Source organism: Fervidobacterium changbaicum (assembly GCF_004117075.1).
Lineage (GTDB): Bacteria > Thermotogota > Thermotogae > Thermotogales > Fervidobacteriaceae > Fervidobacterium > Fervidobacterium islandicum.
In genome coordinates, this window is the sequence record NZ_CP026721.1 from 1,263,697 (window position 1) to 1,275,499 (window position 11,803).

At 40.4% G+C, this 11,803-nt stretch carries 7 protein-coding genes and 1 pseudogene; 1 reads left to right on the forward strand and 7 read right to left on the reverse strand.

The genetic code is table 11. The features are described from left to right. Window positions 1–95: 95 nt before the first annotated feature. From CBS1_RS05965 to CBS1_RS05985, 6 genes and pseudogenes are all read right to left on the reverse strand, one after another. A complete protein-coding gene (locus CBS1_RS05965) occupies window positions 96–911 on the reverse strand; it encodes an energy-coupling factor transporter transmembrane component T family protein (RefSeq protein WP_090222085.1) in 816 nt (271 codons plus the stop codon). Next, a complete protein-coding gene (locus CBS1_RS05970; RefSeq protein WP_128998116.1) occupies window positions 908–2,107 on the reverse strand; it encodes an IS110 family RNA-guided transposase in 1,200 nt (399 codons plus the stop codon). The genes CBS1_RS05965 and CBS1_RS05970 overlap by 4 nt, the downstream gene beginning before the upstream one ends. A 180-nt stretch (window positions 2,108–2,287) precedes the next feature. Then, window positions 2,288–3,676 (reverse strand): ABC transporter ATP-binding protein, encoded by a 1,389-nt coding sequence (locus CBS1_RS05975; protein WP_241685581.1) that lies wholly within the window; start codon window positions 3,674–3,676, stop codon window positions 2,288–2,290. Continuing rightward, on the reverse strand, window positions 3,657–4,694 hold the full coding sequence (locus CBS1_RS05980; protein WP_338323349.1) for an RNA-guided endonuclease TnpB family protein: 1,038 nt from the start codon (window positions 4,692–4,694) through the stop codon (window positions 3,657–3,659). The genes CBS1_RS05975 and CBS1_RS05980 overlap by 20 nt, the downstream gene beginning before the upstream one ends. 6 nt (window positions 4,695–4,700) lie before the next feature. Continuing rightward, window positions 4,701–4,931, reverse strand: a complete 231-nt coding sequence (locus tag CBS1_RS10470) for a helix-turn-helix domain-containing protein (protein WP_176759465.1) — start codon at window positions 4,929–4,931, stop codon at window positions 4,701–4,703. Between the two features lie 261 nt (window positions 4,932–5,192). Further along, window positions 5,193–5,762: pseudogene (locus CBS1_RS05985) on the reverse strand (ECF-type riboflavin transporter substrate-binding protein). A gap of 282 nt (window positions 5,763–6,044) precedes the next feature. Between CBS1_RS05985 and CBS1_RS05990 the strand changes: the two are divergent. Continuing rightward, a complete protein-coding gene (locus CBS1_RS05990; RefSeq protein ID WP_164969248.1) occupies window positions 6,045–10,742 on the forward strand; it encodes a sister chromatid cohesion protein PDS5 in 4,698 nt (1,565 codons plus the stop codon). Window positions 10,743–10,827: 85 nt separating this feature from the next. On the opposite strand, the gene CBS1_RS05995 is transcribed toward CBS1_RS05990, so the two are convergent. Then, a complete protein-coding gene (locus CBS1_RS05995) occupies window positions 10,828–11,754 on the reverse strand; it encodes an aldo/keto reductase (RefSeq protein ID WP_090221661.1) in 927 nt (308 codons plus the stop codon). Window positions 11,755–11,803 lie beyond the last annotated feature (49 nt).

Sequence of the window (11,803 nt, forward strand, 5' to 3'; positions counted from 1 at the left end):
ATTATACCATTTGGTTATTATTAAAACGGTTTTAATCAACATGCTTATTGAGAAATTAGAAACTTAGTAAAAAACTTCATTTCTATTAACAGTGATTACAAAAACGGGTTGTAAAATCTACCTTTGTTGACGTAGATACCAATTAATATTACCACTACAAAGCTCGCCACTGCAACCATGAGTGCTAAATAATCTTCCTTTGTAAGTCTTTTCGTCGTATACCACGTTCTCTTTTTATATTTGCCAAAGCCTCTCAAATCCATTGCGTTGCTTATTTTCTCAACTCGTTCCAAGCTGGAAAAAATCAAAGGAATGAGTATGAGCAAAGCGTACTTGAATCTGTCTTTAAACTTCGCTTTACGGGACAAATCGATACCTCTTGCCTGCTGTGCCAGGCTTATATCCGTATAAGCCCTCTGAATATCGGGAAAATACCTAAGTGTAAGTGCAAAAGCGTAGGCTACTTTGTAGTTGACACCTATTTTGTTGAGCGAAGATGCCAGTTCACTTGGGTTCGTTGTGAATAAGAAAATCATCCCAAGTGGTATCACGGATACGTACTTTAAGAATTTAGTAGTTTGGTAGAAGAGTTGTTCGAGAGTCACCGGATAATTCTTAGAAATAAAAAACAACACGTGTTCTGTACCGAAGATTTTCACGCCTTCCATCGGAGCAAAAAGGAATGTGAATATCTCATTAACAACAAGAAATGCAAAAACGTACGCGAACATCAATTTGACCCTTGAGAATCTTATTTTAGCAACACGCATCAAAAAGAACGAGAAGAATAGGATAGCTACGATGACTCTTATATCGTACGTGTACATTACCGCAGATGTTAGTAAAAGGAAGGCTATCAATTTGGTCAAACCGGAAAGCCTGTGAATAATTGTTTCATCGGAGTCAACTATGCAAAATTAAATTTTTGTTTTGAGTGTGAGATAGCATAATCAATATTGAACTTCTCTTTCTTTCTCAACATTGCGTACAACGTTCGCAATAACTTGTGTACTACTGACATTATCGCTTTTTTGTACGGTATACCTTGCTGCCTTTTTCGTTCATAGTATGTTCGGAAATATTCGTTGTGAATCACTACACTCACTGCCATTAGCCATAGTATTCGTCTTAGGTGGGCATTGCCCCTTTTCGATATGTGTCCTTCTACTTTGCTTTTGCCTGATTGGGCAATGCTTGGATCGAGTCCACAATACGCAATGAGTTTTTTGTATGTACTAAATCTTGAGATATCTCCAACTTCTGCCAAGAAATGCATCGCGCTGTTTTCACCAATACCTGGTATTGACGTGAGTATCTCGATATCAAGGTTTATCGCACTACATTCGCAATATTCTTTCATCATCTTGTCGTATTCTTCAAGCTGTTGCTGTAAAAATTGTAGTTCTTTGATATTTTGCACAAGAATCTTTTCTTTCATCGGCCAATATTGAGCAATCGAGTTATTAGCGAGTTCTTTAAGTTTTTGAGCATTAAGTTTTGTACTTCTGCCACGGTCTTTGGAAAAGAACACATCCAGATTACGAGCCTTTTGAATAGCCTTGGCAGAAGGGAAATGAGAAAGAAGATTGAGGATAGTGTCACTGTAGATATTGGTAACTCTTTCGAGTTCAGGGAAAAGAACGTTGAGCAGTTTTTCGATATTGTCTTTAACTTTTGCGATGCGGTGGATAATGTTTTCGCGTGCTCTGACAATATCACGAAGCTCAGAGTTGACAAAAGCAGAAGAAGGAATTTGATGTTGTAGGTAAAACAAAGCAGTAGCGATAATGCGAGCATCGATTTTGTCGGTTTTGGTCTTTCGAAGAGAAGCAAAGTTTTTAACAGTTAGAGGATTAAAAACAGCGCAAGCAAAGTCGTTGGAAGAAAGGAAAGCCAGAAGGTTGAGATGATAACAGCCAGTAGATTCCATAGCGATGATGATGGATTGTTTTGGGAAGGCAGAGAGTTTGTTTGCGAAGGAGGAAAAGCCTTGCTGGGACATATCGAAAGAAGATTCGAAGATGATGGAACTGGGATTAGAGATAGCGCAGACGTTGAACTTATCCTTGGAAACATCGATGCCGACGAATATGGAGAAGTTATTCATACAAGAACCTCCTTTCAATTGATGAGGGCAGGGAGCCTACTGAACCAATCCTCCATGCTGACGAGGGCTGAAAGCCCAACCAACTTATCATGGTTAAAGGCAGGCAACAGACTCCCAAAATGGCTTAAAAGCCAAGGTGACATAAGTTGTCCTGCCCTCAATTTTTTTAAGCTAAATTATTTATACCATATTTTTATGTAGGAGGTGTACATTATTAATTTCTCCTGCATGGCTCTTTCTCACCATCCTATCGTAGTTGATGAAGTGTTGGACGAACCTTGTGGAATCTTGTACACCTACTATCTGTGCCAATTTGTAGAGTGAGGTTTCCTTCAGGTTTGCCTTTTCGATTACCTGTACGTCGGTCAAAATCTCAGATGGTTTTGCATTAGCTACGATTTCTCCGTCTGCAAAAACAACAGCCCTGTCTGTGTATTCCATGATTAAGTGCATGTCGTGCGTGATTAGGATTATCGTCTTTCCCATAGAATTTAGCTGCGCTAAGAATTCCATAATTTCAGAATAATGTTTGAAATCTTGACCTGCGGTTGGTTCGTCGAGGATGATTATTTCAGGGTCAAGTACTAATATTGAGGCGATTGTGACACGCTTTTTCTGACCATAGCTCAACGCAGAAATAGGCCATTCGAGAAAAGGTTTGAGACCGCATATTTCGGCGACTTCGGAAACTTTGCTTTTAATTTCATCCTCGGGGACTTTTCTTAATCGCAGTCCAAGGGCTATTTCGTCGTAGATCATAGGTTTTGTAATCATCTGATTGGGATTCTGCATCACAAATCCTATAATTTCTGCTCGTTCTTTTATCGTCATATCGTTCAATTTCTTGCCTCTGTACGTTATCGTTCCGGAATCTTCTTTAACGAATCCGCAAAGAACTTTCGCAAATGTTGATTTGCCGGCGCCGTTCTTACCTACTATGGAAATCATTTCTCCTTCTTTGATTTCAAGATTTATATTCCTTAAAACAGGCTTGTTCTTCTCATATGCGAAATTCAAGTTCTCGACTTTCAGTATTGGTTCTGAATCGAAATCTTTATCGTCCAAATCTCGGTCACTACCAGCCTTGAACCAATTCACAACCTTTTGCTTTTCGGCTTCCCCTAATTCAAGTGTGTGTATGTAACCAGGTTTAAGGGAAGGTGATACATTGACTCCCGCGTATTTGAGTGCGGAAACATACAGTGGCTCTCTCAAGCCCGCTCCTTTAAGGATATCGCTTGCCATTAGTTCGTGTGGATGCATGTCAGCTATAATTCTACCGTTGTTCAGTACAATCACACGGTCCACTTCTATGTGAAGCACGTCTTCGAGTCTATGTTCGACGATGATAACAGTTTTTCCCGTTTTCTTGTGCAGGTCATCGATAATCTCCATTGCCTTCTTTGCTGTTGCCGGGTCTAAATTTGCTAAAGGCTCATCGAACAGTAAGATATCAACATTGTCCACCAACACACCGGCTATCGTGGTTCTCTGTTTTTGTCCACCAGATAATTCAAAAGGAGAATGAGTGAACCGCCCATGACTGAAGTCACGAGCTTCCTGCTTCACTGACAAGACTTGCTACCAGTGGTACACCACCGATAGTAGAGGTCTTGCCTCCACAGGCATCGCCTTCCGGCTCGGGCCGTCCCAGCCCTACGGGTTTATTAATCTCGCTAAGCAGCTTTAGACCTTCTGCAAGTATATTCCTCGCCGCATTGAAATCTCTGTCGTGTACACTACCACACCTTGGACACTCCCAAACTCTCACACTCAGCTCTTTCACTTCTTCGTTCTTGTATCCACAATCACTGCATGTTTGTGATGATGGAAAGTTGGGCGATACCTGTATGAATATCCTGCTTCGTCTCTCAGCTTTGTATTTGAGCATTCGCAAAAATTTCGACCATGATGCATCATGTATGCTCTTTGCAAGCCGTCCGTTCTTTACCAGGTTTTTAACCCTCAGCTCCTCGCAGATAATTACTTGGTTTTCGTTAATCACCTGCGAGGATAATTCCTCCAGAAAATCATTCCTGATATTTGATATTTTCTGATGCAACTTAGCAAGTTTGATTCTGGCTTTCTCAAAGTTCTTGCTTTTTACTTTCTTTCTTGATAAATCTTTTTGCAGTTTCTTTAGTTTTTTCTCATATTTAGCAAGCACCTTCGGTGCTTCGACACGATTACCGTTGCTATCCACGTGGAAACTTTTAAGTCCAAGGTCGAGTGCAACTGCATAGTTGATTGGCTCTGGTGTTTGGTTTTTGTTATTAACTTTATCAACCTCAACAGCGATTGAAACGTAGTAGTGTCCACTGGGAAGTAACGTGACAGTTGCTGTCTTTATCTTACCGTTGAACGTTCTGTGTATTCGTGCTTTAATCCAACCAAGTTTCGGTAGTCTTATTTTTCCCCAACAGCGGTTCTTGGTCTTATCTTTTGCCATAACTCCGAAATCAATCTGGATGTTGTTGTTTGTAGAATACGTTGTATATGAAAACCTGTGTGATTTTTTCTTCTTAAAGTGAGGTTTACCGGATAGACCCTTGAAGAATCTGTTATATGCATTATCCAATCTTATCAATGCATCTTACAGAGCAAACTTATCGACTTCCCTAAGCCAAGGATACTGCTCTTTGAGCACACTATTTAGGTGTTTTCTACACTCAGCCTCTGTGGTTGCGAGTTTTTGTTCTTTATATCTTTCCTCTCTCCAAGCAAGAAAGTAGTTCCACACAAATCTTGTGCAGCCGAATGTTTTGGAAAGTTGCAGTTTTTGTTGCTTGTTTGGATATATCCTGTATCTGTACGTGACTATCAACTTAACTTCTCTCCTTATCTTTCCATCTGCAAAGGCACGCCACTACCGATGCTCATTTGTAGGTAAATTAACATGCTAAATGTATTATACCATCTGTTGTTTGAAAGTCGAAACAAAACGACGATTCTGGTAACATAACTATCTAACATATCAGCTGTTACTCATGTCTGAAGACACGAGAGTGTCTTTAGCTTCAATATAAAATCTCCCCAGCCTTCAAGCTGGGGAGAGCATCTTAAAAACTTTTGAAAAAACTTAAGATTATTCTGCTTTCTTTAAACTGCCTTTCTTTGGTTTTGTTGCAACGTAGGCTATGAGCAGAAGTGTTCCGATGACTCCCGCACTTATAATATTCATTATCATCGCTGTAACTCCTTGGATGAAAACCTTGTCGGCAGGCTCGGCGTATATAACGATATCAAGTACAGGAGCAACAATTAACCAAGCAATCGCGTTTCCAATTATTTGGAAGATATTTACTTTGAGTATGTTTTTACCAGTGAACTCACCTTCTTCGACTTTTGTGAATTTGTAAGCCAAGCCGTATATAAAGCCGGCAAGTCCACTTGCGATGACCCAGCTCCACCATGGAGAACCATATTGAATAGCATCGCTAAGTGCGTGACCAATAAACGCAGAAAGTCCGCCAGCTATGGGACCGTAGAGCGTGGCTATAAAAAGTGCAAAGCCTTAAGCAGTCATGAAACTCGTTTGAGGAACTGGTGAAGGAATCTTAACGAACATGAACAAGAGCAGAAAGATAGCTGCCCCGATACCCGATGCAACAACCGTTGCAGTTGAAAACTTGAAAAGTTTCTTCATACTTCCCATCCTCCTCTTCTTGGTTTTCGGAATAGAATCAAAAGTAGAATATCCCTTGAATCATGAGATTTAGACATATTTTTGAAACCATTAAACCTTCTAATTTCAACATGAGGTTTTAACATAATCATTATAACACACTATCTCTCATTTTCTCAAATTTGATTACTCTAATGTTTTTTTAGTTGATTTACTTTTTTTGAACTTGTGATAAAATTGTAAAGTTGTTCCGTTAATTGTAAGGATAAATCTGTTCCAAAGTGGGTAGATCCACGAATGGAGATGATTACCATGGTGGATACTGAGAAGCAAGCAAGGGTTAAAGACATACGAACTGTTCAAATAATAGTATCTGAAAAAAGTATGGAAAAACTTATATTCGGTAAACCTACGGTTGATTATTTTAAAATCACCAGAGATTTACTAAGAACCTACGGAGGCCTGAAGGTTGTTGAACAAAGAGTAAACGAGACCGATGCTCAAGTAGTGATTCAAACAGAAGAACAAGCGAACAAAATAGATGGTACTGTGGCATTTCGAGCAGGAGAATATCTATACAACTCAAAGTTCACAATAAACCTATCCGAAAAATCAAAGGTCCAAGTTCCAACTTTCGAATTTGAGGCTTGTATTCTGGAGATACTGGCATATGTGAAAGGAAATGAGGTCCTTTTAGCGGTTTTAAAAGAGAAGGATCTTAACAGAAAAAAGGCTTCAGTGAAAGCTATTGGGAATTTGAGTGATCCAAAATTCATCTCTGCCTTAGTTGAACTACTACCTAATTCGCCTCCTTGTCTGAGAAAGTTAATTATCGAATCGCTCGGAAAAATAAGAGATCCAAGGGTAATCCCGCCACTCGCTTTATCACTGAAAGACGAAGATCCAGTCGTTCGTGATACTGCTAAGATCACTCTTTTTAATGCACTCCGTTCAGGCCTTCCGGTTGATAAAACTGTATATTCGCTGTTAGAGGATAAAAAACCCTGTGTTCGTTCTGCGATCGTTGATATTTTAGCAAACGTGCACAGCGACATCGTTGTTGAACCACTAATTAAAGCACTGAACGATGAAAATCCGAATATTAGGCTACGTTCCGTGCAAGCGTTGGAGAAATTGAAGGATCAAAGGGCTGTTGAACCTATATCGAAGCTACTATCAGACAAGGATCCCACAATTAGGCTTTCCGCCGCTCAGGCAATCGGAACAATTGGACACGAAAAGGCTGTTGAGATGCTCTCTGCCGCTGTTAACGATAGTGAATGGAAAGTTAGAAAGAGCGTTGCAGAGGCCCTTGGTAAGACGAATGATCCCAAGACCACTCCTTACCTTGTGGAACTAATCAAAGATCAATCACCAGATGTAAGAAGAGCAGCGGTTGAAGCACTTCAATTTGTTGGAGATGAAACCTCTGTAAAGGCACTTATTGAGGCTCTGAGAGATGAAGATTCGTGGATAAGAATGTCTGCAGCTGAATTATTGGGGAAAATAGGAAGTTCAGAAGCTGTAGAAAGCCTCATTGAAGCTCTCCAGGATCCTTCTCCGAACGTTAGAAGGGCAGCAGCTGAGGCTCTTGGTCGGATAGGTGATGAGCGTTCTTTAGAACCTCTTATGGAAAAACTAAATGATGATTTCACAAAAGTAAGGGAAGCAGCTGCAGAGGCTCTTGGCAAACTACACGACATCCGAGCTTCATCTTCACTTATCGACGTATTGGAAAACCACAGTGAGGAGGATCCAGTAAAAGAGGCTTCAATAAGGGCTCTTGGAAATATAAGAGATTTTGAATCAGTTGATATAATCGTAACCATGGTAAATGATGAAAATCCCAATATACGAAAAGCAGTAGTTGAAGCACTTGGGAAGATAGGTGATGTGAGGACTCTGAATTTACTCGTCAGTATAGCTACTGATAGCAATGAAGAACTTTCGGTAAGAAAGACTGCAATTGAGGCACTTGGCCAGATAGGCGATGAGCAAGCCGTTTACCCCCTTATCGAATTTCTCAATAGTGACGATCCAGATTTGAGAAAATCAGCGGCTTGGGCACTCGGAGAGATTGGGAGCCTTGGAGCTGTTGAACATTTGGTTGGGATGGTCCAAGACAGAGACATCAACGTGAAAATTGCCGTAGTAGAAGCGCTGGGAAAGATAAAAGACAAAAGATCTGCAGATGTTATCATCCTGTTGTTGAAAGATAAAGAAGCTGAAGTAAGAAAAGTAGCTATTCAAACTCTCGGACAAATCGGAGATAACACAAAAATTGATTATCTTATTCAATCACTGAAGGATCCTTCTGCCAATGTTAGAAAAGCTGCAGCAGAAGCCCTTGGTTCAATGGGAAATGCAGAGGCGATAAGTGCGCTTTTGGAAACGTTGAAAGATGAAGATAAAGACGTAAGGATGGCTGCTATGGATGCGCTCACTAAGATAGGAGGTTCGAAAGTTTTAGAGCAACTGCTGATTTTGACAATTAAAGGTAATGAGATAACTACTAAGTATCAAGAATCTCAGACTCGTGACAGAGTAACAGGTGCCATCGGAGACCTGATGGATACGGTTCCCACAATCCTTGGATTAGGAACTCCACAAACACAGAAAAGAAGTTCTAAAAATACTGCTGATCAGAAAGAGACGGATGTCGAGATTTTGATACATATGGTTTCTGATGAAGATTTAGACATCGATCTGCGTCAAAGGGCTGTTGTTGTCCTTGGTGAGACAAGGGCACAGAAAGCTGTGGAAGCATTAACGAAAATGCTTAATGACAAGAACGAATCGTTGCGGGAGTCGGCAGCAATCTCGTTAGGAAAGATAAGGGACCGAAGCGCTTTACAGAGTCTAGGTATGTTACTGAATGATAAATCTTCGGATGTAAAAAAGGCTGCAATTTGGGCGATTGGCGAGATAGGTGTTATAGAAGCTCTAGAATATCTTAAGAAAGCTTTGAAAGATAGCGACTGGACTATTCGCGATGCTGTCGTTAAAGCGCTTCGGAGTGTTTGGCAACAAAACATTCAAGGAGCTTTTGAACTTATAGCTCAAGCAATAAGAGATGTAGATTACCACGTAAGAAACAGTGCGAAGATAGAACTACAGATAGCTGCTAAGTCAGGATGCAATATAACAGATATTCTCACCAAACTTTTGAAGGATAGAGACCTCTTCGTAAGGCTTGGAGCTGCTGAAATACTTGGATACACAAAAGATCCAAAAGCTGTTGACGCTCTTATTGAAACTTTAAAGAGCGTAGACACTGCGGTTCGAAAAATGGCTATAGAATCGTTAGGCAAAATTGGGGAACCAGATTCAGTCGCTGAATTGTCGAAATTAGTTAATGACAGAGATTTTGGTGTGCGTTTGGCATTAGTTAAGACTTTGGCGAGCATACAGCACGAGAATACAATAGAACCACTCACAAGAATGCTTAGTGACCAAAGTGATGAAATTCGCTCGATGGCTGTTCAAGCACTTGGAAAATTTAAGGACGAACGAGTAATTAATGCAGTTGGAGAACTCCTGAAAGACGAAAATGTGCAAATACGTTCTTCGGTGGTACAAGCACTTGACAATATTGGAGGAAAGGAAGTTTTGCAATTGTTAAGTACAGCAACAGCGGATAATGATTGGAGGATTAGAAAGGCTGCTATAGAAGCTATCAAGAGGATAGCTGAGAAAGAAGGAATAGCCGATCAGAGAATAATAACCGAAATTGTAAATCTACTTAAAGATCAAAATTCGACAGTGAGAAAAGCAGCAGCTGAAACACTCTATTCTATAGGTAATCTTGAAGTTCCTGGCATTGTTGAAGCCTTTCTCGATGCTCTAAACGATGAAGATTCTTGGGTACGGTTAGCAAGTGTTCAAGCCCTTGGAAAATTTGGTGGTTGGTCAGTTGTAGACCATTTAATAAGTGCCTTAAAAGATTCTGCATCTTACGTAAGAAGAGCTGCTGCAGAGGCATTGGGGAGGATAGGTGACTTGCGATCTACACAGGCGTTAATGGAGACATTGAAGGACACAGATTGGAAAGTTCGTAAAGCTGCCACGGAAGCTCTCGGAATGATAAGCGATGAAACAACAGTTGAAGCACTTGCTGACATCCTCAACGACGAAAACACTGAAGTCAAAATTACTGTTTTGGAAGTTCTAGGAGAATTAGCAGACTCTTCAATACTTGACAGAGTAGCAACGGCGCTTAGTGACAAAGATCCAGAAGTAAGAAAAAAGGCAGTCGAAACAATTTGGAAACTAGGTACACCTGAAGCCGTTAAGTTCTTAATTAAAGCTTTAAAAGATCATGACGCCGAGGTAAGAATCAAAGCTCAGGAAGGAATCCTCCGTGTCAGTGATTTCAGTGTGCTCGGGCATGTTAACGAGTTGTTGAAAGATGATGACCCAAACGTAAGATGGCTGGCAGTACAAGTATTGAAGAAAATAGGTGGGGCATCTGTGGTCAAACCATTGGTGAAAGCGACGCAGGATCCCGTTTTCAGTGTACGGTGGTTTGCTGTTGAAGCACTTGGTGAAATTGGGAATCAAAAAGCAATTCTAAATTTGTCTGAACTATTGGAAGATAAAGACTACACAATACGCAGGTCTGCTGCAGAGGCAATTGGAAGAATTGGAGGCAAGCAGGCGTTCGAAGTTTTAATTGAAGCGTCAGGCAACAAAAATCCAGAAGTAAGGGAAGGTGCTGTTTGGGGATTAATGAAATTGGCAGTATACGAATCGGAAAAGGTTGTTGAGATCCTTGAGAAGATGACAGACGATGTGAACCAAAATGTTAAAAAGTCAGCAATAAAAGCTCTCACCAGTATGAGAAGTAAAGAAGCCTTCAAAATTATTATAGAAAAACTGAAAAGTCAAGATGCAGATACAAGAAAAATTGTATCAGAGGCACTTGAAGAAGTCACCGGAGAAAAATTCGGCCAAGATTATGAAAGCTGGTTAAACTGGTTAAAAGATAGCGGACTATACTTAGATGAATAATGCCTTTCAAATCCTAGAAAAACAAAAGGGCCGATTTGGCCCTTTTGTTTAACATTTATGCAGATTGCATAGTTATTGTCAAAACTCAGGGAATCATATTCCCAGCAGAAATATAAAGGCTGTACCATTCTTCTCTTGTTAGTTCAACCTCTGTAGCTTGTGCAATTTTTCTAAGTCTTTCAGGGTTTGTTGTTCCAACTATCGGCTGTATTTTAGCAGGATGTCTCAAAATCCAAGCGATGGCGATTGCTTCCTTTGAAACACTGTATTTCTGTGCCAAGTACTCTAATTTTAAGTTCAAGTCTGGGAATAGTGGGTTGTCTATGAACGTGCCTTGTATGTTCCCGTATTCGTTTCCATACTGGAATGGCGACCAAGCTTGGATTGTTATACCTTTCAGTCTGCAGTACTCAAGCACGTTTCCATCTCTGTTTATAGATTGATGGAACTTTGTGTTCGTGAAGATACCTGAGTCTATCATTCCCGTGTTTGTGAGACTTAGCTGGAGTTGGTTAGTTAATAATTTGTGTTGCACCGCACTACTGAGCAGTTCGATTTGCATAGAATTGAAATTGCTCACACCGAAGTATCTAACGTATCCTTTTGAATGCACGTAGCCGAACGCTTCGGCAATTTCTTCAGGTTCCATGAGTGTATCCGGCCTGTGCAAAAGCAAAACGTCGATGTAATCTGTATCCAGCCTTTTGAGCGCGTTTTCGACTGATGAGATAATATGTTCTTTTGATAGGTCGTAAAAACCACTCCTGATACCGCATTTTGTTTGGATTATCACTTTGTCCCTTGGAATTTTGAGATTTTTCAACGCTTGTGCGAATACTTCTTCAGATCTTCCACCACCGTATATATCCGCATGGTCAAAAAAGTCGATACCAAGCTCTAAGGAGGTAGCAATTAACCTTTCCACATCTGAAATAGGCTTATCCCAGATTCGCATACACCCAAGTCCGACAACAGGAACGTCGAGTTCGTTGCCGAGTTTCATACGCATCATACCTTTTCACCTCCTAGTTTTTGTAATCAATTTAAAATTATACCATGTG